This is a genomic window from Micrococcus sp. KRD077 (genome assembly GCF_017168505.1).
GTDB classification, from domain to species: Bacteria; Actinomycetota; Actinomycetes; order Actinomycetales; family Micrococcaceae; genus Micrococcus; species Micrococcus luteus.
In genome coordinates, this window is record NZ_JABFAZ010000032.1 from 23,548 (window position 1) to 49,218 (window position 25,671).

At 71.6% G+C, this 25,671-nt stretch carries 22 protein-coding genes and 5 pseudogenes; 12 read left to right on the plus strand and 15 right to left on the minus strand.

All coding sequences use genetic code 11. The features are described 5' to 3' along the window. Positions 1-7: 7 nt before the first annotated feature. Positions 8-1,450: pseudogene (locus J1M39_RS07875) on the minus strand (IS30 family transposase). 55 nt (positions 1,451-1,505) lie between these two features. Further along, positions 1,506-1,643 (minus strand): annotated as a pseudogene (locus J1M39_RS12650) (SNF2-related protein); the annotation flags it as partial. Between J1M39_RS12650 and J1M39_RS07885 the strand changes: the two are divergent. After that, a pseudogene (locus J1M39_RS07885) lies at positions 1,628-2,698 on the plus strand (aminotransferase class I/II-fold pyridoxal phosphate-dependent enzyme); the annotation flags it as partial. The pseudogenes J1M39_RS12650 and J1M39_RS07885 sit on opposite strands and share 16 nt — an antisense overlap. A 244-nt stretch (positions 2,699-2,942) precedes the next feature. Then, positions 2,943-4,415: an outer membrane protein assembly factor BamB family protein gene (locus tag J1M39_RS07890; RefSeq protein WP_206496651.1), complete on the plus strand. Its 1,473-nt coding sequence runs from the start codon at positions 2,943-2,945 to the stop codon at positions 4,413-4,415. Between the two features lie 25 nt (positions 4,416-4,440). Here the strand turns inward: J1M39_RS07890 and J1M39_RS07895 are convergent, their stop codons facing one another. The 8 genes from J1M39_RS07895 to J1M39_RS07930 all read right to left on the minus strand — a co-directional run bounded on the left by J1M39_RS07895 (position 4,441) and on the right by J1M39_RS07930 (position 10,117). After that, positions 4,441-4,854, minus strand: a complete 414-nt coding sequence (locus tag J1M39_RS07895) for a DUF805 domain-containing protein (protein ID WP_020626549.1) — start codon at positions 4,852-4,854, stop codon at positions 4,441-4,443. Positions 4,855-4,864: 10 nt separating this feature from the next. Next, positions 4,865-5,143 (minus strand): DUF7010 family protein, encoded by a 279-nt coding sequence (locus J1M39_RS07900; protein ID WP_223247480.1) that lies wholly within the window; start codon positions 5,141-5,143, stop codon positions 4,865-4,867. After that, the gene (locus J1M39_RS07905) at positions 5,140-5,463 is read right to left on the minus strand and encodes a hypothetical protein (protein WP_020626551.1); all 324 of its coding nucleotides are present in this window, start codon (positions 5,461-5,463) and stop codon (positions 5,140-5,142) included. The genes J1M39_RS07900 and J1M39_RS07905 overlap by 4 nt, the downstream gene beginning before the upstream one ends. 479 nt (positions 5,464-5,942) lie before the next feature. Next, a complete protein-coding gene (locus J1M39_RS07910; protein WP_020626554.1) occupies positions 5,943-6,455 on the minus strand; it encodes a GNAT family N-acetyltransferase in 513 nt (170 codons plus the stop codon). An 80-nt stretch (positions 6,456-6,535) separates the two neighbouring features. Continuing rightward, the gene (locus J1M39_RS07915; RefSeq protein ID WP_036314920.1) at positions 6,536-6,949 is read right to left on the minus strand and encodes a VOC family protein; all 414 of its coding nucleotides are present in this window, start codon (positions 6,947-6,949) and stop codon (positions 6,536-6,538) included. A 45-nt stretch (positions 6,950-6,994) separates the two neighbouring features. Beyond that, positions 6,995-7,177: a hypothetical protein gene (locus tag J1M39_RS07920; protein ID WP_020626556.1), complete on the minus strand. Its 183-nt coding sequence runs from the start codon at positions 7,175-7,177 to the stop codon at positions 6,995-6,997. A gap of 308 nt (positions 7,178-7,485) precedes the next feature. Continuing rightward, positions 7,486-8,985 carry an aldehyde dehydrogenase family protein gene (locus J1M39_RS07925; RefSeq protein WP_036314923.1) on the minus strand — a complete coding sequence of 500 codons (1,500 nt, stop codon included), beginning with the start codon at positions 8,983-8,985 and terminating at the stop codon, positions 7,486-7,488. Positions 8,986-9,022: 37 nt separating this feature from the next. Continuing rightward, positions 9,023-10,117 (minus strand): zinc-binding dehydrogenase, encoded by a 1,095-nt coding sequence (locus tag J1M39_RS07930; RefSeq protein ID WP_020626558.1) that lies wholly within the window; start codon positions 10,115-10,117, stop codon positions 9,023-9,025. Positions 10,118-10,312: 195 nt separating this feature from the next. Here J1M39_RS07930 and J1M39_RS12555 point away from each other — a divergent pair, with 195 nt between their 5' ends. Beyond that, a complete protein-coding gene (locus tag J1M39_RS12555; protein WP_020626559.1) occupies positions 10,313-11,974 on the plus strand; it encodes a helix-turn-helix domain-containing protein in 1,662 nt (553 codons plus the stop codon). Positions 11,975-12,095: 121 nt separating this feature from the next. Here J1M39_RS12555 and J1M39_RS07940 read toward each other — a convergent pair whose 3' ends face one another. Together J1M39_RS07940 and J1M39_RS07945 are read right to left on the minus strand one after the other, a co-directional pair. After that, entirely contained in the window at positions 12,096-13,418 is a 1,323-nt protein-coding gene (locus J1M39_RS07940; protein WP_223247479.1) for an MFS transporter, read from the minus strand. Further along, positions 13,415-14,143 carry a class I SAM-dependent methyltransferase gene (locus J1M39_RS07945; RefSeq protein WP_036314929.1) on the minus strand — a complete coding sequence of 243 codons (729 nt, stop codon included), beginning with the start codon at positions 14,141-14,143 and terminating at the stop codon, positions 13,415-13,417. The genes J1M39_RS07940 and J1M39_RS07945 overlap by 4 nt, the downstream gene beginning before the upstream one ends. A gap of 296 nt (positions 14,144-14,439) precedes the next feature. Between J1M39_RS07945 and J1M39_RS07950 the strand changes: the two genes are divergently transcribed. From J1M39_RS07950 to J1M39_RS07980, 7 genes and pseudogenes are all read left to right on the plus strand, one after another. Further along, the gene (locus J1M39_RS07950; protein WP_036314933.1) at positions 14,440-15,789 is read left to right on the plus strand and encodes an O-acetylhomoserine aminocarboxypropyltransferase/cysteine synthase family protein; all 1,350 of its coding nucleotides are present in this window, start codon (positions 14,440-14,442) and stop codon (positions 15,787-15,789) included. A 1-nt stretch (position 15,790) separates the two neighbouring features. Further along, positions 15,791-16,927, plus strand: a pseudogene (locus J1M39_RS07955) (cystathionine gamma-synthase); the annotation flags it as partial. Positions 16,928-17,111: 184 nt separating this feature from the next. Continuing rightward, a complete protein-coding gene (locus J1M39_RS07960) occupies positions 17,112-18,158 on the plus strand; it encodes a putative oxygenase MesX (protein WP_051995257.1) in 1,047 nt (348 codons plus the stop codon). Next, positions 18,155-19,186 (plus strand): methionine synthase, encoded by a 1,032-nt coding sequence (locus J1M39_RS07965; protein ID WP_036314939.1) that lies wholly within the window; start codon positions 18,155-18,157, stop codon positions 19,184-19,186. Before J1M39_RS07960 ends, J1M39_RS07965 begins: the two co-directional genes overlap by 4 nt. A gap of 196 nt (positions 19,187-19,382) precedes the next feature. Continuing rightward, positions 19,383-19,724 carry a luciferase domain-containing protein gene (locus J1M39_RS07970; protein WP_036314941.1) on the plus strand — a complete coding sequence of 114 codons (342 nt, stop codon included), beginning with the start codon at positions 19,383-19,385 and terminating at the stop codon, positions 19,722-19,724. Between the two features lie 75 nt (positions 19,725-19,799). After that, complete coding sequence (locus tag J1M39_RS07975; protein WP_036314943.1) at positions 19,800-20,312, plus strand: helix-turn-helix domain-containing protein; 513 nt, start codon at positions 19,800-19,802, stop codon at positions 20,310-20,312. Then, positions 20,312-20,899 carry a PIN domain-containing protein gene (locus J1M39_RS07980; RefSeq protein ID WP_036314945.1) on the plus strand — a complete coding sequence of 196 codons (588 nt, stop codon included), beginning with the start codon at positions 20,312-20,314 and terminating at the stop codon, positions 20,897-20,899. The genes J1M39_RS07975 and J1M39_RS07980 overlap by 1 nt, the downstream gene beginning before the upstream one ends. A 33-nt stretch (positions 20,900-20,932) precedes the next feature. Here the strand turns inward: J1M39_RS07980 and lysE are convergent, their stop codons facing one another. Further along, positions 20,933-21,547, minus strand: a complete 615-nt coding sequence (lysE, locus tag J1M39_RS07985; RefSeq protein ID WP_036314948.1) for an L-lysine exporter — start codon at positions 21,545-21,547, stop codon at positions 20,933-20,935. Between the two features lie 71 nt (positions 21,548-21,618). Between lysE and J1M39_RS07990 the strand changes: the two genes are divergently transcribed. Then, entirely contained in the window at positions 21,619-22,494 is an 876-nt protein-coding gene (locus J1M39_RS07990) for an ArgP/LysG family DNA-binding transcriptional regulator (RefSeq protein WP_036314951.1), read from the plus strand. A gap of 24 nt (positions 22,495-22,518) precedes the next feature. Here J1M39_RS07990 and J1M39_RS07995 read toward each other — a convergent pair whose 3' ends face one another. Both J1M39_RS07995 and J1M39_RS08000 read right to left on the minus strand, forming a co-directional pair. Continuing rightward, the gene (locus tag J1M39_RS07995; RefSeq protein ID WP_036314953.1) at positions 22,519-23,589 is read right to left on the minus strand and encodes a GNAT family N-acetyltransferase; all 1,071 of its coding nucleotides are present in this window, start codon (positions 23,587-23,589) and stop codon (positions 22,519-22,521) included. A 414-nt stretch (positions 23,590-24,003) separates the two neighbouring features. Continuing rightward, complete coding sequence (locus J1M39_RS08000) at positions 24,004-24,408, minus strand: GNAT family N-acetyltransferase (protein ID WP_079118296.1); 405 nt, start codon at positions 24,406-24,408, stop codon at positions 24,004-24,006. A gap of 482 nt (positions 24,409-24,890) precedes the next feature. Between J1M39_RS08000 and J1M39_RS08005 the strand changes: the two are divergent. Continuing rightward, positions 24,891-25,671: pseudogene (locus J1M39_RS08005) on the plus strand (manganese catalase family protein); the annotation flags it as partial.

Genomic DNA, 25,671 nt, shown 5'->3' on the forward strand with positions numbered 1-25,671 from the left:
GGCGGGTTCAACCGGTCGTTGCAACACCGTGCGTTGAGAGCGAGCGTAGCTGCTCGGCGAAGACCTCCGCGGGAGTCTTCCAGTCCAGGACCTTCCTGGGCCTGTTGTTCAGCGTGTACGCGACTGCTGCGAGGTCCTCGGCCGACCATCTCGACAGGTCCGTGCCCTTGGGGAAGTACTGCCGCAGCACCCCGTTCGTGTTCTCGTTCGTCGGCCGCTGCCACGGCGAGTGGGGGTCAGCGAAGAACACTCTCGTGCCCGTGGCCATCGTGAACTGGACATGCCCGGCCAGCTCCTTGCCCCGATCCCACGTCAAGCTCTGACGCAGCTGCTCCGGCACCGTCGTCATCGCCTTAGTCAGGGCCGCGGTCATCGCCTCGGCCCCGTACCCGCCCAGCGACGGCCCGTTCTTCACCGGCGGCTGCTCACCCCATCCCTGCAGGCGGGGAAGGTGGACCAGAAGCGTGGCCCGGCTCTTCCGCTCGGCCAGAGTCCCGATCGCTGAACGCTCGGTCCCGATAATCAGGTCCCCTTCCCAGTGCCCGGGCACAGCACGATCAGCGGCCTCAGGTGGGCGCTTGCTGAACACCACGTCCTCGGTGACGTGGCCCTGGGGCTTGTTCCGGGTACGTGCCCGCGGCTCGCGCAGAGCCCGTCCGGTGCGTAGGCACCCGACGAGTTCGCGTTTGAGTGCGCCCCGTCCCTCGACGAACAGGGACTGATAGATCGCCTCGTGAGAGATCCGCATGGACACATCATCCGGGAACTCCAGGCGCAGCCGGTGGCTGATCTGCTCAGGGCTCCACGCCGTGGATCACCGCCGGTCCGCCCGGCGCGGTTTCATCTTCCGCCCCTTGAAACCGGGCCCGACCGGTCCCGGCACGGCCACGCCATCGGGGCCCAGGACCACCCCGTTCAGGCGTGCCTGGACGTAGTCGTGCAGTCGCTGGTTCGTGGCCAGCTTCGCCGGCTTGGGCCGCCTGGCAGCTTCCTGGGCCTTCCACTGCGCCACCGTGGCCCGGTACTCCTGCTTCCCGGAACGAGTGGCGCAGTTACGGCGCAGCTCACGGCTGATCGTGCCGGGATCACGTCCCAGCGTGCGTGCGATCTGACGGACCCCCTGGCCCTGGGCATGGAGGATCGCGAGCTCCTCACGCTCAGCGAAGGACAGGTACCGGCCGGTGGGCTCGGCTAAGGACAGCGGGGTCATCCCGCCAGCGTGACGGAACCAGCGCGCCCCGACGGGCCAGGACACGCCCACAGTCAGGGATGCCTCGACCGTGGTGACACCGGTGGCGATCACACGCCAGAACTGGCGTTGGACCTCCCGTGAGGGCTGCGGCCTGCCAGGAGAGCGCATCGGGGCCCGCAAGGCCCGATCCGCTCTCCACTGCCGACGTGTCCCCTCGGGCACGTCACTGATCTTCCTCGCCCAGTCCTTGCTTGCCATCGCCCATACCTCCAGTGATTCCGAGAGGGTGTTGCGACGACCGATTGAATCCACCGCGCTGGAGCACGCGGTCGTAGAGCTTGCGGTGGGCCGGCTCGAGCTCCACCTGGAGGATCTGCTCCTGCTTGGACGGCAGGTCCTTCGCCACGAGCTCCTTGGAGCGGCGCAGCATGAAGGGGCGCCCCGCCCGCCGTCGACGCCGCGGCCGCCGCCGTCCACGCCTCCGGCCGTGCCCTCACCTACACCCCGGCGCTGGGCCTGCCGGAGCTGCGGGCCGCCGTCGCCGGCCACTACCGCCGCTGGTACGGGCTCGACGTGCGCCCCGAGCAGGTCGCGATCACCACGGGCTCCTCGGGGGCGTTCATGCTCGGCTTCCTCGCGGCGTTCCCCCCGGGGGACCGCGTGCTCCTGCCGCGCCCCGGCTATCCGGCGTACCGCAACATCCTCACGGCGCTCGGGGTGGAGGTGGTGGACGTGGACGTCGACGCCGGCACCCGCTACCAGCCCACGGTCGCCCACCTGGAGGCGGCGCTCGCGGAGGGCCCGGTCGCGGGGCTCGTGCTCGCCTCCCCGGCCAATCCCACGGGCACGATGGTCAGCGCCGCCGAGCTCGCCGAACTCGCCCGCTGGTGCGAGGAACGCGGTGTGCGGCTCGTCTCGGACGAGATCTACCACGGCATCGTGCACACGGACGGGGAGGGGCTCGGCGCCTGCGCATGGCGCACCTCCCGCACCGCGCTCGTGGTCAGCTCGTTCTCCAAGTACTGGGGCATGCCCGGCTGGCGGCTGGGCTGGATGCTCATGCCGGACGACCTCGCCGCCGCGGTCGACGGCCTCGCCGGCTCGGTCGCCCTCTGCCCGCCCGCCGCGGCCCAGGAGGCGGCCGTCCACGCGTTCAGCGAGGAGTCCTACGCGTTCTGTGCCGAGCAGGCCGGCGGCTTCACGGCGACGCGCGGCGTCGTGCTGGCCGCCCTGCCCCGGCTCGGCTGGGCCGACGCCGCCCCCGCCGACGGCGCCTTCTACCTCTGGGCCCGTCTCGCCCCGGGCATGCTGGCGGAGTTCGGCAGCGCCGTCGGCTACTGCGCCGCCCTGCTGGAGGAGGCCGGCGTCGCGCTGACCCCCGGCGACGACTTCGACGCCGTCCACGGGCCCGAGTCCGTCCGGCTCTCCTTCGCCACCGGCCCGGACGCCGTCCACGAGGCGCTCGAGCGGATCGCCGCCTGGCATGCGGCGCGCGGCCTGGCCTGACGGGCTCCGCCGCGCGCCGCACCGCCCGACGCCTCAGCCGCCCAGCCGGTAGTGGCGCCCGAGCGGCGTGCCGTTGACGGCCCGGTCGCCGCGTCGAGGGCGTCACGTGCCGGTTCCCGCGACGGGGGCGCGCCGTCGGCGCCGCCGAGATGCCGGGGCGGGGTCCACCGCAGTATTGCGAACCATCCGCAACAGTTCTTATTGTGAATCAGTCGCATCTTCTCGCCCTCGTGAAAGGCTCCCCGTGTCCCACTTCGCCCCGCAGCGCCGTTCCACGCGCACCGCCACCTTCTCCGCCACCCTCGCCGCCGCGGCCATCGCCCTGACGGCGTGCGGCGCGGACGCCGACCCGTCCGGCCCGACGTCGGCACCCGCCTCCGCCGCGGGCGGCGCCCAGTCGCCGGCGGGTGAGGCGACGGCGGCCTCCTCCGTCTCCGCGGAGGACCGCGTCGACCCGACCCAGACCACCGAGGTCTCCGCGGTGACGCCGCGCATCCTGCTCTCGCACGAGGACGGGCTCACGCTGCTCGACGCCGAGTCCGGTGAGGTGGTGAAGGAGCAGGACATCACGGGCTTCACGCGGCTGAGCAACGCCGGCAACGGCAAGGACGTCCTGGTGACCACCGGGAAGGGCTGGGAGGTGTTCTCCACCGGCATCCAGGCCAAGGCCCACGGCGATCACGTCCACCACTACGAGTCCGCGCCCGGCATGACCGGCGTGACGTTCCCGGGTGAGCACCCCGGCCACGTCGTCACCCACAACGGCAGGACCACCCTCTTCGGGGACGGCACGGGCGCGATCCGGACCTTCGACTCGGCCCACCTGGACAAGGCGACCCCGGACCTCATGCCCGTCATGACGGAGGCCGAGACCGAGGACCCGCACCACGGCGTGGCGCTCGAGCTCTCCGACGGCACCCTCTTCACCACGCAGGGCACCGAGGACTCCCGCAACACGCTCCAGGTGATCGACCCGAAGACCAGCGAGGTCACGGCCGAGACCGACGACTGCCCCGGCAGCCACGGCGAGGCCGCGGCCCAGCCGACGGAGGCGGGCGACGTCGTCGTGATGGGATGCGAGAACGGGCCCGTCGTGTACCGGGACGGCGAGTTCCACAAGGTGGACGTCGAGACCGAGTATCAGCGCTCCGGGAACCTGTTCGGGCTGCATGACTCGCCCATCGTCCTGGGTGATCACAAGGTCGAGGAGGAGCCGGAGGAGGCCGTCGAGCGGCCCACGGCGATCGCCCTCATCGACACCCGCACCGATGAGCTCACCACCGTGGACCTCGGCTCCTCCTACTGGTTCCGCTCGCTCGGCCGCGCCGAGGACGGTTCCGCGGTCGTGCTGACCTACGACGGCGAGGTCACCGTGATCGACGAGGAGACCGGTGAGGTCACCGCCGAGTACCCGGTGATCGAGCCGTGGAAGGAGAAGGACGAGTGGCAGGAGCCCGGCCCGATCCTCAAGGTGGCCGGGAACACCGCCTACGTCACCGACGCGGAGGCCCAGAAGCTCGTGGCCGTCGACCTGGAGACCGGTGAGACCGTCCTGGAGAAGGACCTGGAGTTCGCCCCGGTCGAGATGGCCGTGGTCACCGGCGAGCCCGAGTCCGTGAAGCCCGAGGAGGGCGCTGATGCCGAGTCCGGCCACGACGAGCACGCCGACCACGATCACGGCCACGAGTCCGACGAGCACACCGACCACGATCACTGATCAGGTCGGGCCAGGGGAGCGGGGGTCAGCGCCGCGCGGCCGTGGCCCCCGCCGGCACCGGGTCCGACGCATCGGCGGGGTGTCCGAGGCGCGGGGCGGACGGCTGGAGCGCGAACACGAGCAGCGTGAGCGGGCCGACGAACGGCACCAGCCCGAGGAACAGCCACGCGCGGCTGAAGCCGGCGTCGTGGAGGCGCCGGGCGAGCAGGGCGAGCGAGGGGAGTGCGTGCGTGATCCCCACGAGGAGGACGGCCGCGTCGCGGAGGGACAGGTCCGGGGAGCCGAGGAGGAACACGTCCAGGACGGTGGACACGAAGTGAACGACGGCCTGCAGGAGCCACACGTAGAGCGCCGCGAGCCAGAAGTCGGCGCGGGACGCGCGCCCGCTGAACTGCGCGTAGCCGGCGTAGTAGCGGCGGATGGCCTGAAGCATGGTCATGGTCCGGCCCTCAGTCCTGCCGAGGGGACGCCAGCAGACCCTGTGCCGCGACGATCACGAGCATCGCAGCTCCCGCTTCGGCCGCCCCCGCGGGCCCGGCCACGGGATCGCCGAGAACCGCGACTACGGCACCGGCGAGCCCCAGCACGGCCATCGCCCCGCCGATCCACCAGAACACCGGGGCCTGGAATGCCCGGGCGAACGGGAGGAAGTGGCCGCCCACCACGGCGGCCACCAGGGCGATCTGCGCCGTCGGTGCGTCGAGCGCGAGTGCCACCAGGCGTGTCACGGGGAGGAGCGCCAGCATCGTGACGACGGCGATCCCGTAGACGCGCCGCGGGCGGGCGCCTGCACGGCGGGCAGCACCCGCCGGCGCAGCAGCACGACCACCAACGTGAAGCCGATCAGCGCGATCGCGCTGCCGCGCAGCGTGCCCTGGTGCTCGGCCGGCAGCCCCGCGATCCCGCCGAACAGGAAGGCGCCGCCGCCGACCACCCCGATCAGCCCGCCCCACACCACCGGGTGCCGGAGGTGGCCGATCCCGCGGACGGGCGGGTCGTCGTCGAAGTGGGCCGGCCGCATGGGGCGGGCCGTGGTCGTGTCCGTCATGGTTCCCCCTCGCATCACGTGTGACATGCGTCATCCTGCCATGACGGGTGGACGGGTCAGGCCCCCTGTGGACAGGCCCCGATGATCATCAGCGGGTGCTCCGCCGCGTCGAATGGGCGGCCGTGCCAGCCGCTCCAGACGCGGTCCACCGCCAGGTCCACCGACGCCGGCTCGATCAGCTCCGCCGTGCCCCGCCGCCACTCGACGCGGTCCCCGCCGGGGCGATCCCCGCGACGACGCGGGCGTCATCGTAGGCGCGGCGGTTCGTCTCGGCCGGGTCCAGATGCATGGACGGCACCGTATCTTGAAGATGACCGCATGCACCGCCAGCTGGACCACGAGGAGTTCGACCAGCGGCTCGAGGGCTGAGCCGCCGCGGTCTGCCGCGCTCACCCCACGAAGACGCAGAAGCGCCTGGCCGGCTGGGCGCAGGGCGTGTCTCCTCAGTGGGCACGCACCCATGGCGGCAGTTCAGTGCGTCATGCCTCTTGGCCGTGGCTGCTGTAGACCACGATCGGCGCTCTACTGGGATCGCGCGTCCTCTTCCACACGGTCATGCCAATTCGTTCGGCCACGCGACGGGAAGCCATGTTGTCGGGGTTGATGATCGCGGTGACCATCGTTGCGTCGAGGGTCTCGAACCCGTGTCGCAGGCAGGCAGAGGCCCCCTCGGTTGCCAGTCCCTGTCCCTGGCGTTCAGGCAGGACGTGGTAGCCGACCTCGAGGACCTCCTGGCCGTCGACGTTCTGCCAGGTCAGGCCGCAGTCACCGATGAAGTCGCCGGTGGTCCGGTGTTCGATGACCCACAGGCCGAACCCATGCTTGGCGTAGTTGTCCTTCGACCAGTTGATCCACCGCTGCACCTCGTTGCGCGACTTGGCCCGCGGGTAGTAGCGCATGACCTCCGCGTCTCCGCGGAGCCTGCACATGTCGTCGAGGTCAGCGTCGGTCATGCACCGGAACGTGAGTCGATCGGTGGGTTGCGGGATCACCCGACGACCTTACCGACGGCACTGAACCGGCTTCTTTGTCTTCGACATGTGCGTGAAACCACCCCCGCGGTCTGCCGCGCTCACCCCACGAAGACGCAGAAGGGGTGGCCGGCCGGGTCCGCGAACACGTACAGGGGCTCGTCCTCGTCGTCGGAGCGGTCCTGGACGAGGCGCCCGCCCAGGCGCAGGGCGTGGTCGTGGGCCGCGTCGAGGGAATCGCGGTCCGGCACGGTGAAATCCAGGTGCAGCTGCATCGGCACCTCGGGTGACGGCCACGTGCTGGGCTTCAGTTCGTCGGTGCGCTGGAATGTCAGGACGCGGCGGCCGTCGTCGTCCAGCAGCACGAGCCAGTCCGCGCTGTCCGGCTCGCGACCGTCCGCGAGCTCGTCGCCCGCGCGGTAGTGGAGGCCGAGGAGCTCGCGGTAGAACTCCGCGACGGAACGGATGTCGACGGCGTCGATCACCGGCTGCTGGAGCACGGGGCGAGTGACCATGGCCACACACTAAGCGACCTCGGTGTCCGCGTCAGCGTCTCGGCCTCAGTCGACGTCGTCGCGCCCCGCATCCACCCACCGCGCGGCCGGCACGACGGCGGCCAGCGAGACCACCGCCAGGACCTGCCACCCCGCGAGCGCCCAGCCGACCCCGAGCGCACCGCCTCGATCAGTGGCTGATCCCTCGCCGCCCATCCGGTGGCGGGGGATCAGCCGTGCGGTGGGCACGAGGCCACGGATGGGACCGAGACTTGCGGCGCTCCCGCTTGCGGTGGCCGTACCGGTGGCTGAGAGGCGAATGCGAAAAGCGTGACCGGCCCGATCTTCGGATCAGACACAGGAAGATCCAGGCGCGGTTGAAGTCAGCGTCGTGGAGCCGGCGTCGTAGCGCCGGATTGCGTCGCTGAAATGCAGGGCCTTGCCCTCAGCCCTGCCGCGACGGGCGGATGCGGCAGGCGCCCCTGTGAATGACCACCGATGTCGGTCAGCCGCCGCAGGATCCCACCCGCGGCGGCTGACCGACTGGCGTTCGTCTGTCAGAGTGCGATGGTCACGGACTTCACCTGGGTGTACAGCTCCAAGCTCTCCGCGCCCAGCTCCCGGCCCCAGCCGGACTGCCGAAAGCCACCGAACGGCAGCTGCGAGTCCAGGGCATGGAAGGTATTGACCCACACCGTGCCGGCCTTGAGCCGTGCGGCCACGCGGTGGGCACGGGAGACGTCCCGGGTCCACAGGGCGGCGGCGAGGCCGTATACCGAATCGTTCGCGGCGCGGATCACTTCGTCCTCGTCGGTGAACTTCACGGAGACGGCCACCGGGCCGAAGATCTCCTCGCGGACAATGGACATCTCCGGGGTGGTCTCCGTGAAGAGGGTGGGCTCCACGTAGAAGCCGGCGTCGCCGTGCCGCTGCCCGCCCGTCAGAGCGACGGCACCGTCCCGCTTGCCCTCCTCAACGAAGCCCATCACCCGGTCCAGCTGCTCCTGGGAGACCAGCGGGGTGATGGCGGCGTCCTCGGTGCCCGGACCGATGCTCATCTGGCGCATCTTCGCGGCGAGGGCCTCGTTGAACCGGTCGTAGACGTCGGCGTGCACGAACACGCGCGTGCCGGACTCGCAGGCCTGACCCGAGTTCAGGGTGAATCCCATGAGCGCCCCGTCCACGGCGGCGTCGATGTTGGCATCCGCGAACACGATGTTGGGGGACTTGCCTCCCAGCTCGAGCGACACCTTCTTCAAGTTTTCGGCCGCCGCCCCCACGATCTTCTTGCCCACCTCGGTGGAGCCGGTGAACGCGACCTTGTCCACGTCAGGGTGGGCGGTGAGCGCAGCACCGGCGTCGCCGTGGCCGGTGACGATGTTGACGACGCCAGCCGGCACGCCTGCCTCCGTCAACAGTTCGCCCAGCATCAGTGCTGTCAGCGGCGTCTGCTCCGCGGGCTTGAGGACCACGGTGTTGCCCGTGGCCAGTGCGGGGGCGATCTTCCAGGCCGCCATCAACAGCGGGAAGTTCCATGGGATGATCTGACCGCACACGCCCACGGGCTCGCGCCGTGTGTAGGAGTGAAACTCGGCCTCGGGCGGGGCCAGCAGCATGGATGGAGCATTGACGGCCCCCTGCAGCTTCGAGGGCCAGCCCGCGTAGTAACGGAAGCAGTCCGCAGCGGCGCGGACGTCAAAGGCGCTGGCGATGCCCACGCCTTTGCCCTGGTCGAGGGACTCCAGGAGCGCGAAGTCCTCGAGGCGTTCGGTGATCAGGTTGGAGATCCGCCACAGCAGGTCCTCGCGTACATTCGGCCGCATCCGCACCCATGAGCCCTCGTCGAAGGCGGCACGGGCCGCGGCGACGGCGGCGTCGATGTCGGCCTGCTCGGCGTGCGCCACCGTGGCGAGCACCTCGCCGGTGGCAGGATCCCGGGTCTCGAAGGTCTTCCCGGACGCCGCGTCGACCCATTCACCGCCGATCAGGAGGCGATGGGGGCGGTCCAGGAAGGCGCGTACTCGCGCGGTCATAGGGGAGTTCGATGTCTCAGTCATGGTGCGTCCTAGGAGTCGTGAGATGGGGAGTGGGGCATCAGAACGAGGTGATGACGGAACGGATCACCTCGCCGTTGAGGAGCCGCTCGTACCCGGTATTGATCTCATCGAGGGAGATCTCCTGGGAGACCATGTGGTCCAGATCCATACGTCCCTGGACGTACAGGTCGGCGTACAGCGGGATGTCGCGCTGGATGTTGGAGGAGCCCATGGCCACCGCCTGCAGGCGTCGCTGTGCGAACAGCGAATCGAGCGAGGCGCCGAACTGGGCCGTGGTCCCGGGCGGGGCAATGCCGATCAGGTACGCGGTTCCGCCAGGTCCGAGAACGTCCTGGGCGAGTTGCTGGGTCACTGGCAACCCGATGGCCTCGAACGCGTGGTCCACTCCGGTGCCCGTGATCCCGAGGACCGCCTCGACGGCGTCCCCGGAGCCCGAGTTGACCACGTCGGTGGCGCCGAACCGGCGGGCCGCCTCAAGCTTGGAGTCGTCCAGGTCGATCGCGATCACGCGCTTGGCGCCGCATAGACGGGCACCGCTCACGGCATTGAGGCCGATGCCACCGACGCCCACGACGGCCACCGTGTCACCGGGCCGTACGTGGGCCGTGTTGATGGCCGCGCCAGCACCGGTGACGACCGAGCAACCGATGAGCGCGGCCTGCGGGAAGGGGATGTCCTCGTTGACAACGGCTAGCTGGTTCTCATGGACGAGTACCTGCTCGGCGAATCCGCCCACGTTGACGGACTGGGCGACGGGCGTGCCGTCCTGAAGTGTGAGGCGTGGCTTCTCCTCCGGCCCCCGCACCACAGCCTCCTGATTCAGGCACAGGGTGGTCTGGCCCGCGAGACACCGCGCGCAGGCCCCGCAGTAGGCGATCAGACAGGCGACGACGCGGTCGCCCGGCTTCAGGCTTGTCACGCTGGGGCCGACCGCGGCGACGACACCGGAGATCTCATGCCCTCCGGCGGCGGGCAGGGGCAGGCCGAAGTCGTGGTCGATGAGGTGCAGGTCCGAGTGGCACAGGCCGGAGGCCTTCACGTCCACCAAGACCTCCCGCCCCACCGGGTCGTCGATCACCACATCATGGATCTCGAACTTGCCCCCGACCTTCATTGCGAGCGCTGCGCGCATAATCGTTCTCCATTCACTAGGGTCGATTCCTGTCGCCTGAATATGACCTAGATCACATGTGGCAGAGTCAGGCTATGACCGGTGCCGTAGGGGCGGGGTGTGCAGTTCTGCGACACCCGCGGCGGCGGTGGCCCATCCTGACGGCGGGGGTCCTGGTGATGTGCGGACGGGCGGCCTAGGCTTCTCGACCGTGATGTGCATCTCAGAGTGGCCGCACGGGCGGGCATAACCGTCATGGTGTCGAATCGCCTCGAGACGGAATCCGGCTGGCGGCGGTCCCGGTTGCACGGGGTGCGCGCAGACGACACGCTGACCACTGCCACTCTCGACGTGCGGGCACGCGCGGCGGCACTCGACCATGCGGTCGCCACCACCCTGGCCGACGTGGCGCGTGATTTCGCCGGCCTTGACCTCTTCCTCTTTGCCTCCGACCGCAGCGGACGACTGATCCGCCTCGTGGGGCCATGGAAATCGGCGTTGGGGGAGCAGATTCGGCGGCGGGGGCTGGATGTGGGGGTCTGCCTGGCCGAGGAGGCGGCGGGGTTCAACGGGATCGGCGCCGCCCTTGAGCTGGGCCGAGGCGTCGCCGTCGACGGGGAGGAGCACTATCTCGACGCGTTCCGGGCCTTCTCCTGCTTCGGGGTGCCCCTCGCGCATCCGGGCGTCGGGCGCGTCCATGGGGCGCTCAGCGTGGTGACGTTCGCCGGGGCGACGCCGACGCTCGTGGAGGGCCTGGCCCGGCACCTCGGACGACAGATTGAGCAGGCGCTAGGCGCGGCCACGTACGCAGACGAGTTGCGGCTTCTGACGGAGTTCCGCCGCCTCACCCGGGGCCGGGGTAGTGCCGTGGTGGGCGTGGGTGAGGAGTCGATCCTCCTGAATGCCGCGGCGGAGCGGTTGGTGCGGTGTCTCGACGGATCGGAGCTGCGGGCCCTGGCGGTGCGAGCGCGGCGGGGGGAGCTCGACGGTGGCGATGTGGGCGTGGCGGGGGGCTTCAGCGTCGCGGACGTGTCCGAGGCGTCTGGCATGACCCTGATGCGGTTGGAGAGGGCCGCGACGGAAACCACGCCGCGTCCCACGCCGGGGGCGGGGCGCGGGACCTGGGCTCCGGCCGTCGAAGCGGCCCGCGAGGCACGGGGCTCGGTGAGCGTGATCGGGGAGCCCGGCTCCGGCCGCACGGCGGCCGCCCGGAGGATCGCTGGCCCCGACGCCGTCATACTCGAGGTCGGCCGCGCCCAGACCCCCGAGGACACGACCTGGCTACGGGGGCTCGAGGCCCTCGTGCGGCGGCCCGGCCCGCCGGTGGTGGTTGACGACGTCGACGCGCTGGAACCTCGGCTCTTGCCAGGACTGAGACGAGCCCTCCGACAGGGGCGGTGCCGGATTGTCATGACCGCCCAGGTGCAGCCGACGACCGATGTCTCGGCCGTGCTCGCGTTGACGGAGCATCGCGTCCAGCTCTCGCCGCTGCGCCGTCGGCTCGCCGAGTTCCCGGCGTTGCTGGCGGCTATGGCGGCCCAGGTGCACGGCGCCTCGGCGCCGATGTTCTCCCCGGAGGCCGTGCGCGTCCTGGCGCAGCAGCACTGGCCGGGCAACCTGGTCGAGCTGGAGTACGTCGTGGGCCGTGTTGGGCGGAGGGCTGGGGGCGGCCGTGTGACGGTGGCTGAGCTGCCCGCATCACACCGTGGGGAAGGGACTGTCCCCCTCCTGGGCCTCGAACGGGCCGAGCGGGAGGCGATCATCGACGCATTGGAGTCGGCCGGCGGCAATAAGGTGCGGGCCGCCGCCGCGCTCGGGGTGAGCCGGGCGACGCTCTACCGCCGCCTGCGCACCCTGCGCATCACGCAGGAAGGCTGAGCGGGGCCAGCCGGGTGCCGGGCTGGACGCGCGGCGGGGTGGTCCCGCGCCGGGCCGACGTTCTCTACGCGGGTCGTCCTTATTCCGGACGGCCCGCGCAAGGAGCATCGGTCGCGCGGATTCAGCGCTCAGCCGTCCTCGGCCCGAGATGTCGCGCGGCCGGCACGACGGCGGCCAGCGAGACCACCGCCAGGACCTGCCACCCCGCGAGCGCCCAGCCGACCCCGAGCGTCGCCCCGAGCGCACCTCCCGCGAGGGTCGCCAGCGGCACGGAGCCCCGGGTGAGGGTGCGGCGCATCGCGGTGACCCGCCCGAGCGTGCCCTCGGGGCAGGCGCGGGCGGTCACGGCAGCCTGGGTGATGTTCCCGAGCAGGACCATGAACCCCCAGAGGGCGGCGCCGGCCAGCAGCCACGGCCCGGCATGAGCGCGGTCGGCGTAGGCCAGCAGGTGCAGCCCCACGGCCACGGCGCAGCCGACCGAGCCGAGGAGGATGCACCGGCGCTCGCCCAGGCGGTCGATGGCCCGGCCCGCCAGGGACGAGGCCGTCAGTGCCCCGACCGCGCCCGCGGTGATCTGGATGCCCAGGAACTCCGGCCCGAGCCGCAGGTCGGTCAGGATCCAGACCGCCTCGACCGGGGCGAAGAGGGCCATGCCCACATTGGCGGCCACCGACCCCATCGTCAGCAGCCACAGGACCGGGGTGCGCCGCAGGACCGTCCACCCCTCCGCGGCGTCCTTCCCGAACCGGGCCCAGCGGGAGAGGACGTCCGCGACGCCGGGGTCCCCGTCGTCGTCCGGGACGTCCGCCGCGGCGGAGGGCCGCAACCGCACCCGGAGCGCGACGATCGCCGCCGCGAAGAGGAACGCCGTCGCGATGCCGAGCACGGGCCCTGCGCCCAGCGACCCGACGAGGACGCCCGCCGCGGCGGGCACGATCAACACGAGGGCGGCGTCGGCGGACTCGAGCCGCGCCGTCAGGCGGGCGACGGCGGTGGCCGGCACGACGCGCGGCACGAGCGCGGTCTGGGTGGTCTCGGCCAGCACCGTGAGCACGCCCAGCAGGGTCATGACGGCGGCGAGGTGACCGAACGTGAGCGCGTCGAGCGCCCACGCCGCGACGAGCGAGCCGAGCACCGCCGCCTTGGCGAGGCCGGTGGCCGCGAGCAGCCGCGGGCTGAGGTGTCGGTCCACCACGATGCCGAGGGGCACGCCGAGTAGGAGGAATCCCAACCCGGAGAGCGTCATCAGCACGCCCATGCCGTCGGCGCCCACGCCGAGCAGGAGCACCGCCAGGACGTCCAGGGCGACGTCCGTGGCGGACCGGCCACCCGCGTCGAGGGCGTTGGAGGCGACCAGCCACCGCGCCCGTCCTTCCGGCAGCGGGGGCGTCCCAGTGTCAGAGCCGCGGGGGGCAGGCGTCTGGCGACGCGGGTCCGTGCTCACCGCCACACGTGGAGCAGGTAGCCGTAGCTCAGTGATGTCGCTGCGGGGTGCTCGGCGAGCCACGCGTCGGCGACCCCTCGCTCGAACTCCAGCCGCAGGACGGCCTCGAGGTCGGCGCGGGAGTCGAAGGTCCACGAGCTCATGACCTCGCGGGTCTCGGCCCCGATGCCGGCCCACCACTCGCGGGCGTACGTGTCCTGGCCCTGCGCCGCGGCGTTCGTGCTCGCCCGCAGCAGCTCGGCGAACTGGCCGCGCTCGGTGTCGTTGTCGATCACCACGAGCGCGCCGCCGGGCCGCAGCACCCGGGTGACCTCGTCCAGGCCGGGCCGGACGTCCCAGCGCGGGTGCGGGAAGAAGTACGCGAACCGGGCGTGCACGACGTCGACGCTCGCCTCCGGCAGCGGGATCTGCTCGGCCGAGCCGTAGAGCACGCGCGCCCCGCCGGGGCGGGCGCGGGCGGCCCCCAGCAGGCGCGCGTCCGGCTCGACGGCGATCGTCTCGGCCGCGTCGGCGTAGCGGGGCAGCCAGAAGCCGGTGCCCGCACCGAGGTCGAGCAGCGTCCGCCCGGTCCAGGGCGCCGCCTCCTGCAGTGCCGCCCAGAGGGCGCCCTCGCGGTCCATGGCCGCGTTCTCGATCTCGTACAGCGCCGGGTCCACGCCCTGGTTGCCCGAGGGCCGGAAGTCGGGCAGGTCCGTGGCCGGTCCGCCCGGTGTGCTCTGTGTCATGTCCGGGAGTCTGACACACACCCCCCTCCACGCCAGTCCGTCACACGGGTCTGCCTCGGCCCGCCGCGCCCCGGAGAGGCTCCGGCCGGTCCTGGATGGCGCGGTGGCGGCTCATATGACGCGCGAGCCGGCCGTCCGCTGGACTCGCGGCGGCCCGCCGCGTGGGATGGGCTCACCACCCATCCAGAGCGGCCGAGAGATCTGGCTCGACGACGCCGCAGCAACCCGCCCGCCGCACCCGGACCCCCGGGAACGGCAGGCCCGGTGCTACCGCCAGGACCGATGGAGGAGAGCAGATGCCCCGTCACGCCACACAGCAAGTCCACGCCGGCTACGAGCCCGCCGCACCCCACCGGCCGGTCGTCCCGCCCATCCACCAGACCACGGCGTTCCGTTTCCCGGACCACGCCACGGCGGCATCGATGTTCCGGCTCGAGACCCCCGGCTTCACCTACAGCCGCACGGGCAACCCGACCGTCGCGGTGTTCGAGAACCGCCTCGCCGCACTGGAGGGCGGCATCGGCGCGATCGCCACGGCCACCGGCCAGGCCGCCGTCGCGCTGTCCCTGCTGGCGCTGCTGCAGGGCGGCAAGCACCTGGTCGCCTCCAGCCAGCTCTACGGCGGCACCGTGGACCTGCTGACGGACACGTTCGCGGACTTCGGCATCGAGGTCACCTTCGCGGACCCGGCGGACCCGCCCGCGTGGGCCGCAGCGGTCCGGCCCGACACCCGCGCGTTCTTCCTCGAGGCCATCACCAACCCGCTCGCCACCCTCCCGGACCTGCCCGCGCTCGCGGACCTCGCCCACGCGGCCGGTGTGCCCGTGGTGGTGGACAGCACCCTCGCGACGCCGGCCCTCTACCGGCCGCTGGAGCACGGCGCCGACGTCGTCGTGCACTCGGCCACCAAGTTCCTCGGCGGGCACGGCGCGGTGCTCGGCGGCGCGATCGTGGACGGCGGCACGTTCGACTACGGCGCGGCGCCGGACCGGTGGCCGCAGCTGGCCCGGCCCAAGGCCCGCTACGGCGGGCAGACGCTGGTCGAGCGGCACGGCCGCGGCGCCTACCTGACGCTGGCCCGCAGCAAGTTCCTGCACGACCTCGGCCCCACCCTCGCCGCCGCGAGCGCGGCGCAGTTCATCCAGGGGCTCGAGACGCTCGACCTGCGCGTGGCCCGCCACACCGCCACCGCCCTGGCCGTGGCCGAACACCTGGCCGGGCACCCCGCCGTCGCCCGGGTGCACCACCCCGGCGTGGCCGGGCATCCCAGCGCGGCGCTGGCCGCCCGTGACTTCCCGGACGGCGTCGGCTCGGTGTTCTCCTTCGACCTGGCCTGCGGCCCCGAGGCCGTGGCCCCGTTCCTCGACGCGCTCGAGCTGTTCCAGCTGGTGGTCAACGTCGGCGACGCCCGGTCCCTCGTCTCCCACCCGGCGACCATGACGCACTGTCGCCTGACGCGGCAGCAGCGCGAGGACGCCGGGATCGCCGAGACCACCGTCCGGCTCTCCATCGGGCTGGAGTGTCCCGACGACCTGATCGCGGACCTGGACCGTGCCCTGGCCGTGGTGACCGCCGCCGGGCCGGCCGTCCCCGCCACCACGCCCGCCGTCCCCGAGACCGCCGCCGTCACCCAGGAGGTGCGCTGAGATGACCGCTGTCCACCACACCACCCGCTCCGTCTCCCGTCCCGCCGTCCGCGGCTTCACCACCACCGCCGTGCACGCCGGCCAGGAGCCCGACCCGCTGACCGGCGCCGTGGTGCCGCCGATCTACCAGACCAGCACCTTCGTACAGGACGGCATCAACGTGCTGCGCGCTGGGCATGAGTACAGCCGCGGCTCCAACCCGACCCGGAACGGCTTCGAGACCCAGCTCGCCGCCCTCGAGCACGGCGATCGGGCGTTCGCGTTCGCCTCCGGGCTCGCCGCCGAGGACGCCCTCCTGCGGGCCGTGCTGCGCCCCGGCGACCACATCGTGCTGGGCGGCGACGGCTACGGCGGCACCCACCGCCTCATCACCACCGTCCTCGAGCCGTGGGGCGTGTCCAACACCCCCGTGGACATCACCGACCCGACGGCGGTCGCCGCGGCCGTCCGCCCCGGCCGCACCGCGCTGCTGTGGGTGGAGACGCCCTCCAACCCGCTGCTCGGCATCGCGGACCTGGCCGCCTGGGCGCAGATCGCCCACGACGCCGGCGCGCTGCTGGTCGTGGACAACACGTTCGCCTCGCCCTACCTCCAGCGGCCCCTCGACCTCGGCGCGGACGTGGTGGTGCACTCCACCACCAAGTACATCGGCGGGCACTCGGACGTGCTCGGCGGCGCCGTGGTGGTGGCCGACCGCGAGTTCCGCGGCCGGGCGCTGGCCGAGGCGGTGGCCTACCAGCAGTTCGCCGCCGGTGCGGTCGCCGGCCCGCAGGACTCCTACCTCGCCGCCCGCGGCCTCAAGACGCTCGGCCTGCGCATGGACCGGCACGGCGCCAACGCCGCCGCGCTCGCGGGCTGGCTGCAGGGCCGCCCCGAGGTCGCCCAGGTCTTCTACCCCGGGCTGCCCGACCACCCGGGCCACGCGCTCGCCGCGCGGCAGATGGACGGCTTCGGCGGCATCGTCTCCGTCCGGCTGGCCGGGGGAGAGGCCGCGGCCCGCGCGTTCGCCGAGGCCACCGAGCTGTTCGCGCTCTCGGTCAGCCTCGGCGGGGTCGAATCGCTGCTCTGCTACTCCTCCGAGATGACCCACGCCTCCGTGCGGGGCACGCCCCTGGCCGTCCCCACGGACCTGGTCCGGCTCTCCGTCGGCATCGAGGACGTGGCCGACCTGCAGGCGGACCTCGAGGCCGGCCTCGAGTGCGCCGCACGCGTCGCCGCCGGCCGCGGGGCGCCGCCTGTCTCTTATACCACATCTAAAAAAAAACGACAAGTAAAACCGCCCACCACCGCACCACCCGCGCCCGCACCCCGGAGAGGACCCGATGAGCCACGCCACCCTTGTCCCGAGCACCGCGCCCACCCGCGTGGACGACCTGACGTTCAGCATCCACACCACGCCGTTCGACGAGGACTACACGCCCGCCGCCAGCACGCGCGCCACCACGAACTTCGCGAACCTCGCCCGCGGCACGGACCGGCGGGAGAACCTGCGCGCCGCCCTGGCCATGATCGACGGGCGCCTCAACGACCTCGCCCCCTGGGACAACCCGGAGCGGGACCGCTACACGGCGCGGATCGAGATCGTCTCGATCGACGTGCACTTCACCGCCGACGACGGCGCGGACGTCGACTTCCCGCTCATGGAGATGCTCGACGTGCGGGTGGTCGAGCGTGCGACGGGCGCCGTGCTCGGCCGCAGTGTGGGGAACAACTTCTCCTCCTACGTCCGCGACCACGACTTCTCGGTGGTGCTGCCCGCGCACGCGGTGACGTCGCCGGGGACCGAGGAGCCCGACGGCTTCGGCGACCTGCACGGGCGGCTGTTCCGGCACCTGCTGGACTCGCAGGCGTACCGGGAGCGGTTCCCGCAGCCGCCCGTGATCTGCATCAGCGTGTCCACGAGCCGCACCTACCGGCGGCTGACGAACGAGCACCCGGTGCTCGGGGTCGAGTACCGCCAGGACGAACCCTCCCGCACGGACCGCTACTTCGGCCGGATGGGCCTGGGGATCCGGTGCTTCCTGCCGCGCGGGGCCGTGGCGCCGCTGGCGTTCTACTCGCGGGGCGACCTGCTCAACGACCACGCGAACCTCTCCCTGGCCGGGCTGATCGCCACCATGGAGACCTTCCAGCGGATCTACCGGCCGGAGATCTACAACGCGAACGCCGGGGCCGGCGAGGTGTACCGGCCGCGCCTGGACCACGGCGACTTCTCGCAGACCCGGATCGCCTACGACCGCGAGGAGCGGGCCCGCCTCGGCCGGGAGCAGGGGGAGTACACGCAGGAGCACTTCGTGGGCCCGCACCGCGACCTGCTGGAGCGCTGGGCCGCCGCCCACGCCGCACGAGACAACGAGGAGACCCGATGACCACCCTGATCCCCACCGCCCTCGTCGGCAGCCTGCCGAAGCCCGGCTGGCTCGCCGAGGAGGAGACGCTCTGGTCGCCCTGGAAGCTCGAGGGGGAGCAGCTGCGCGAGGGCAAGCTCGACGCGCTCGCCCTCGCCGTGGCCGATCAGGAGCGTGCGGGCATCGACATCGTCTGCGACGGCGAGCAGACCCGCCAGCACTTCGTCACCACGTTCATCGAGCACCTCGGCGGTGTGGACTTCGACCGGCGGGAGACGGTGCGGATCCGCGACCGGTACGACGCGAGTGTGCCGACCGTCGTCGGGGAGGTGGGCCGGCCGGCGCCGGTGTTCGTGGACGACGCGAAGGCTCTGCGCGCCCGGACGGACCGGCCCATCAAGTGGACCCTGCCCGGGCCGATGACCATGATCGACACCCTCGCCGACCGCCACTACGGCAGCCGCGAGAAGCTCGCGTGGGAGTTCGCGCGCATCCTCAACGAGGAGGCGCGGGAGCTGGCGGCGGTGGGCGTCGACGTCGTGCAGTTCGACGAGCCCGCGTTCAACGTGTTCTTCGACGACGTCCGCGACTGGGGCGTGGCGACGCTCGAGCGTGCGGCCGAGGGCCTGACGTGTGAGACGGCCGTGCACATCTGTTACGGCTACGGGATCAAGGCGAACAACGACTGGAAGGCCACGCTCGGGGAGGAGTGGCGCCAGTACGAGACGTCGTTCCCGCTGCTGCGCGAGTCCACGATCGACACGATCGCCCTGGAGCGGCACCACTCCCGGGTGCCGGCGGAGCTCATCGGCCTGCTGCGCGGCAAGAAGGTGATGGTCGGCGCGATCGACGTGGCGAGCGACGAGATCGAGACGCCCGAGGAGGTCGCGGCGACCCTCCGGGAGACCCTCGAGTTCGTGGACGCGGACAAGCTGATCGCGAGCACCAACTGCGGCATGGCGCCGCTGGCTCGCTCCGTGGCGCGGGACAAGACCGCCGCGCTCGTGGCCGGCGCGCGGATCCTCCGGGAGGAGCTGGGCGGGGAGTGAGGGGGGCCTGATGGCCTTGCCTGGCCGGCGGGGCCCCGTCAGGATCGTCTGCATGGATCCTGATGCGAGCCCCCGTGTCCGGCTCACCGCTGACGATCCCCGGCCGGGCAGTCGTCCCGCGACGTCGACCGAGGGGCCCCACCGACAGCTTGATCAGCGATCATCGCCGGAGCTGTGGGGCCGTCTGGTCGCTGCGGTGTTCGCCCTCGACGGCGTCGAGGAGGGCCACAGCACCGTCTCGCCAGCAACGTCGCGCGCCCTCCACCTGACAGGCCGGCCGGAGGAGCGCACCCCGGAGGTCAACCTCTCACCAGGCCGGCGCTGGGAGCCGGTGCACCTGCATGGGGTGGACGACACGTCAGTGCACCTCGTCCTGGCGCCCGAGCGCGGCGTCCGTCTGGCCGAGCTCGGATGGCTCGAACCGCATGGCTACGCGGACTTCGGCACGGAGTGGATGCTCTACGGTCCGCGGGACGAGGCAGAGCTGGCCGTCGTCGTCGGGATCATCGAGGAGTCGCTCGCCTACGCGCGCGGTTGACGCAGCGCCCCGGAGCGGGGAAGCGGACGCGAGAGGAAACTGCGAATTTTTCGTTTTCGCGGGTAGTCTTGTTCCATGACTGCGACGGTGAATGACAAGCACACGGTGCTGCCGCCGACGGACCTCGAGGAGATGCTCGACGTCGGCAGGTTCCTCGACGGCCTGACGCAGCCGGCCGCCCTGGTCGGCCCTGATGGGCAGAAGGTCCCCCTGCCGCCAGAGGCTTTCAACGTCCTGCGGGACGTCGTCGAGGCGATGCGGGTGGGCAAGGCCATCACGGTGGCACCCGTCGACCAGCTGCTCACGACACAGGAGGCGGCGAACTTCCTCGGCATCAGTCGTCCCACGCTGGTGAGGCTGCTCGAGGAGGGCGCGTTGCCGTACGAGAGGACGACCGGTGGTCGGCACCGACGCATCCGGCTCCAAGACGTCGTGTCCTATCAGCAGCGGAAGCGCGGGGAGCGGCGTGCCTCGCTGAGCGACCTCGTAGGGGAGGCCTCGTCTGCGGGGCTCTACGACCAGAAGGCGGAGTCCTACCGCGAGGCGTTGCGTCAGGCTCGCGCCGACCTCCGGGGTGAGCGCGGGTAGTGGCGCGCTTCAGCGCGGTGCTCGACGCGTGCGTCCTCGTGCCCATCGCCCAAGCGGACACCTTGCTGCATCTGGCCGAGGCGGGCCTCTATCGGCCGGTATGGAGCGGGCGGATCCTCGACGAGACGGTGCGCGCACTGGAAGCGATGCATCCAGACATGCGTGCGTCGGGGGCGGCGCGTCACCGTGCCGGGGTCATGGACGCCGCCTTCGACGACGCGCGGGTCGAGGGGTGGGAGCAGCTCGTGCCCGGGATTGATCTTCCGGACCCCGATGATCGGCATGTGGTCGCCGCCGCGATCCAGGGACGTGCTGACCTGATCGTCACGGCGAATCTGAAGGACTTCCCGCGGGAGGTCGTTGAGTCCTTCGACATCGAGGTGCAGAGTCCGGATGAGTTTTTCATGAACCAGCTCGACCTGGACCCGGCTCGAGTGATGACGGCCCTCGCAGCCCAAGCGGGCGCGACACGGAATCCTCCGTTGACCGTCAGGGACGTCCTTGAGCGGCTGGTGCCGTGCGGTGCACCCCTGTTCGCGGAGGCCGCACGAGCCCAGCTCTGGCGGGTCGACGTTGAGCGACCTTGATTCAGCCCGACGCCAGAACCGGCGTCTGTCGGCTCACCCCCACACGCCGGAACCGGCGATGAGCCGGACCGCGAGCACCGCCATGACCACCGCGATCACCACGTCCACCACGCGCCACGCCTTCGGGTCGGCGAGCACCCGGGCCAGCAGGCGTGCGCCGTAGCCGAGCGCGGTGAACCACAGGACCGAGGCGGCGACGGCGCCGGCGGCGAAGACCCACCGCGCGTCGGGACCGTGCTGGTTGGCGAGGCTGCCCAGCAGCACCACGGTGTCCAGGTAGACGTGCGGGTTGAGCCAGGTCAGCGCGAGCGTGGTGGCGATGACCGAACCCGCGGTGCGCGGCGCCTGCTCGGCGACGAGCCCCTGCGGGCGCAGCGCGGCACGCAGGGAGGAGACCGCGAACCAGAGCAGGTACAGGGCGCCGCCCCAGCGCAGCACCTCGAGCAGCCACGGCACGGCCTGCACGAGCGCACCCACCCCGGCGGTCCCGGCCAGGATCAGCACGGCGTCCGAGGCCATGCACACCAGCACGACGGCGCCCACATGCTCCCGGCGCACGCCCTGGCGGAGCACGAAGGCGTTCTGGGCGCCGATGGCGACGATGAGGGCGAGTCCGGTGAGCAGGCCGGTGCCGGCGAGGGTCCACATGGGTGAGGACGCTAGGGCCCGGCCGGGCCTGAGCCAAACGAAGAGAACTGCAGGTGCCTAAGCTCTGCTTCATGAACCTTGATCAGCTGCAGGCGCTGCGTGCGATCGCGGACGAGGGCTCGTTCGAGGCGGCCGCGTACGAGCTCGGCGTCAGCGCCTCGGCGGTCAGCCAGCGCATCCGCGCCCTGGAGCGGGAGGTGGGCCAGGTGCTGCTCCGGCGCGGCACACCCTGCGAGCCGACTGAGGCCGGCGTCGGCCTGGTGCGCGTGGCCCGGCACATGCGGGTGCTCGAACAGGAGGCGTGGGCCGGGCTGGGCCGCACGGCGGCCGGGCGCAGCGTCACCTCCCTGGCCGTGCCCGCCGACGTGCTGGGCACGTGGTTCGGGCCCGTCCTGGCCGAGGCCGCCGACTGGGACGACACGGTCCTGGACCTGCACGTCGAGGACCAGGACCACAGCGCCCGGCTGCTGCGCCGGGGCGAGGTGCTGGCCGCCGTCACCACGGAGCCGCAGCCGGTGCAGGGGTGTGCGGCGGAGCCGCTGGGGAGCATGCGCTACGTCCCGCTCGCCTCGCCCGCCCTGCGCGCCCGGCACGCGGCGGGCGACGTCGTCGACCTCGGCGCGATGCCCATGATGCGCTACAACGCGAAGGACGACCTGCAGCGCCTCGCGCTGAGCGGCGCCGGGCTGGACGTCGCCCCGCCCACGCACCTGGCGCCGTCGTTCGACGGGTTCCACCGGTCCGTCCGGGCCGGCCTGGGGTGGGGGATGCTCGTGGACGCCCAGGCCGTCGAGGACGTGCGCGCCGGCCGGCTGGTCCGCGTGCCCGGGCTCGACGACGTCCTCGTGCCCCTGTACTGGCAGGCGGCCACACTGCCCGTGACGCGCCTGGTGCGGCTCACGCGGGCGGTGCGGGAGGCGGCCCAGCGGACGCTCGAGCGGGGGTGAGGCGGCACCAAGGGGCGCGGGCCGTCAGCGACGTCGCAGCGGTGCCGGCGCCTCCATGGAGGCCTCGACCAGCACCGGCCGGAAGCCCAGTGCCTCGTTGACGTCGAGCATGTGCCGGTTCTCCTCGGCGTTCCACGTGATGATCGCGCGGGCCCCGGGCAGCGCGTCGCGGACGGCGATGAGGTTCGCCGCCTTCACGCGCATGCCGAGGCGGCGGCCGCGGTGCTCGGGCAGCACGATGGTGTCCCACTGGTCGATCAGCCCGTCCGGGCGCGAGCGGGGCGCCACCAGCTCGCTCAGGGCGACGATCCGACCGGTGGCACGGTGCCGCGCCACCGCGCGGAAGAGCCGCCCGGTCGTGAGGATCTGCTCGTCCATGCGACGCACGCGGGCCGCATCCCAGACCTGCTCCACCACGGTGCGTTCCCCGGACGGCACGTCCGTGGCCATGCGGGCCTTGAGGACGGCGACGTCGTCCTGCAGGGACGCGTCGGCCGCGCCCTCCCAGGCGTGGAGCTCGTAGTCCGACGAGACGCCTTCGGCCTCGGCCAGGGCGACGGCGGGGTCGATCCCGGGATCGGCGAAGTCATACCGGCTCACCCGCTCGGTCTGGACGAGCGCGAAGCCGTAGGACTGGGCGAGACGCACACCCGGATGCTCGGCGGGCACCGCACCGGCGCCGTTGGGCGGGGTGAGCGTCCGTTGCCCGGCCACCGGCCGCGGCGTCAGCGGCCAGGTCTCGAAACGGGTGAGGCCGGCGGTGTCCAGGACGAGCCGCTCGGCCAGTGCGCGGCCGTGGCCGCGTCCGCGGTGCCGCGGGTGGATGTAGACGTTGAGGGCGGCCGCGTCAGGGTCGTCGACGTGGTTGATCAGGACGCGGGCGTAGCCGACCGCCTCGCCGTCGACGTACGCCAGGTAGCGGCGCTGCGTGTGGTCGGTCTCGGCGGCGGCCTGGATGAGCGCGTCCCTGGGGGTCTCGTCCCACTCGGTCGTGCCGATCAGCTCGTGGTTGTACTCGTCTCCGAGGTGGCAGTAGGCCCGCCAGTGGGGGTCGTCCGACGAGGCGGGCAGGGGGAATTCGATGATGTCAGGCATGCGGTGACTGCTTTCTGAAGAAAGGGGTGGGCGCAGAGGCGCCCGTCGAGCCGTGCTCGAGACGGGCGCGCGGGGAGGCCGGTGGTGGGTCGTCCGACCCACGGGGTCACTGCTGCTGCATCATGGGGTGAACTGTGTCACGACGCGGATCGGTGGGCAAGGGCCTTTGCTGTCGAGATGCAGGCAAAGTTCCCCACGACGCGCGGGGAACTCTTCGCATATCGGGCGGGATCCGGCCGGGGTGACACTGGGTGTCCAGGTGGGCGCCCCCGCGGGTCCCGGGGATCGCCCGAAACGTACGGGCGGCTGCCGCTCTGGCGGGTTGGTTGTGGCGGGCCGTGCGGCGGGGGGCAGGGCCGGAGGTGGCGCACACGGCGCATGGCAGGGCCCCTCGTCACTAACGACCGAATCTGCCTATCCCACGGGGCGAAATCCGAGCCGCTGGTAGATCCTCATGGCCGCATCGGAGGTGCCCTGTCCGAAGCGCAGACTCAGAGTGTGGTCACCGGCGTCGCAGCAGGTTGCGATGGCGTGTTGGACCAGAGCCCGCCCGATCCCCTTCCCGCGTGCGTGGGGATCAATGAAGAGGTCGATGATGAACGGACCAGTGAGGTGTTCGTCCCAGATCGAGTGGGTGACCACCATGATGGCTCCGGCGAGACGGCCACCCACCCACGCTGTAGTGCTCGCATCGGCGCGCAGCTTTCCGTAGTCACCGCGGAAGGTCGCGTTCATCTCCTCGCGCGCCTCGTCTAGATCGGAGGCAGCGACGTCGGGTGGGTAGCTCATCAGATAGCACTGGGCCAGATCGTCGGCCATCCCAACGTCCAACCCTCGAAAGTCGAGTCCTCCAGGGAGCTGGTCAGCAGGGTAGAGCTGCGGCAAGTGAAGAGTCAGAAGGTCAGTGGGCACAGTTGTTCCTCTCGTGATGGTGGGGTGTTCAGCGCGATGCCGTCAGAGAGTGAACATGGCTAGGAAGATAGCAGTGCAGAGGCGCAGTGGAGATAGGGCGAGACGCTCGGAGTGTGAGGGGCTGGTCTCGTGCTCGTGGAAGCGCAGCCACAAACGACCGGTTGTGCCGCGTGCCTCTGAGAGTCACCCACCCGCCGCATCCGCAGGCGGAGGATGGCGAAAGCGCTCACCCCCCGAGTGGGGCTGGCGTCCATGGCGCGGCTGGTGACCGGCGCAGTTCTGGCGTGGGTCAGCTCTACGCGGGTCGGTCAGACCCGCGTAGCGTCGATGATGTCCGGCGTGGAGCCCCTCGGGCCTTCGCGCGTCTGACCCGATCGAGGGAGTCTCTCGTGTACATCCACAAGCAGAAGCTTCAGCACGTCTCCAGCCCCGAGAAGCCTGACGCGGTCTACGCCCGCAAGCTGCAGGAGGTGATCGGCGGGCAGTACGGCGAGATCACCGTGGCCATGCAGTACAGCTTCCAAGCATGGAACGCCCACATCCCGGGCAAATACCGGGACCTACTCTTCAGCACGGCGGCCGAGGAGTTCGGACACGTCGAGATGCTCGCCACCATGGTGGCCCAGCTGCTGGAGAAGGCCCCGGTGGGGATCACCACCGACGCCATCCAGGATGACCCGGCCGTGGCCGCCGTCATCGGGGGCACCGACCTGCAGCAGGCCATCGTGGCCGGTGCCGGTGCTCGCCCCGTGGACAGCATGGGGAATCCGTGGACCGGAGCGTATGTCACGGCCAGCGGCAACCTGCTGGCCGACATGACCGCCAACCTCAACGCCGAGATGCAGGGCCGCACCCAGGTGGCCCGGCTCTACCACATGACCGATGACCCGGGCATCCGGGAGCTGCTCTCCTTCCTTCTGGCCCGGGACACGATGCACCAGAACCAGTGGGCGGCGGCTGTGAAGGAGCTGCAGGAAGACGGCCTGGAGGAGATGCCGGTGCCGAGCAACTTCCCGCAGAAGAAGGAGGCCACGGAGCACTCGTACACGCACTATGAGTTCTCTGACGGTCAGGCCACTGCGGAGGGTTCGTGGGCTGCAGGCCCCACCCCGGACGGCAAGGGCGAGTTCTCCTACTCGTCCGAGCCGCCGGCGGGGGTCCCCCTGCCCC

Coding starts and splice junctions, on each gene's coding strand:
- J1M39_RS07895 (WP_020626549.1), bottom strand. CDS start 4,854: ATGACCATGCTTCAGGCCATCCGCCGCTACTACGCCGGCTACGCGCAG.
- J1M39_RS07905 (WP_020626551.1), bottom strand. CDS start 5,463: ATGACGGACACGACCACGGCCCGCCCCATGCGGCCGGCCCACTTCGAC.
- J1M39_RS07915 (WP_036314920.1), bottom strand. CDS start 6,949: ATGGTCACTCGCCCCGTGCTCCAGCAGCCGGTGATCGACGCCGTCGAC.
- J1M39_RS07925 (WP_036314923.1), bottom strand. CDS start 8,985: ATGACTGAGACATCGAACTCCCCTATGACCGCGCGAGTACGCGCCTTC.
- J1M39_RS07930 (WP_020626558.1), bottom strand. CDS start 10,117: ATGCGCGCAGCGCTCGCAATGAAGGTCGGGGGCAAGTTCGAGATCCAT.
- J1M39_RS07945 (WP_036314929.1), bottom strand. CDS start 14,143: ATGACACAGAGCACACCGGGCGGACCGGCCACGGACCTGCCCGACTTC.
- J1M39_RS07950 (WP_036314933.1), top strand. CDS start 14,440: ATGCCCCGTCACGCCACACAGCAAGTCCACGCCGGCTACGAGCCCGCC.
- J1M39_RS07960 (WP_051995257.1), top strand. CDS start 17,112: ATGAGCCACGCCACCCTTGTCCCGAGCACCGCGCCCACCCGCGTGGAC.
- J1M39_RS07965 (WP_036314939.1), top strand. CDS start 18,155: ATGACCACCCTGATCCCCACCGCCCTCGTCGGCAGCCTGCCGAAGCCC.
- J1M39_RS07975 (WP_036314943.1), top strand. CDS start 19,800: ATGACTGCGACGGTGAATGACAAGCACACGGTGCTGCCGCCGACGGAC.
- lysE (WP_036314948.1), bottom strand. CDS start 21,547: ATGTGGACCCTCGCCGGCACCGGCCTGCTCACCGGACTCGCCCTCATC.
- J1M39_RS07990 (WP_036314951.1), top strand. CDS start 21,619: ATGAACCTTGATCAGCTGCAGGCGCTGCGTGCGATCGCGGACGAGGGC.
- J1M39_RS07995 (WP_036314953.1), bottom strand. CDS start 23,589: ATGCCTGACATCATCGAATTCCCCCTGCCCGCCTCGTCGGACGACCCC.
- J1M39_RS08000 (WP_079118296.1), bottom strand. CDS start 24,408: ATGGCCGACGATCTGGCCCAGTGCTATCTGATGAGCTACCCACCCGAC.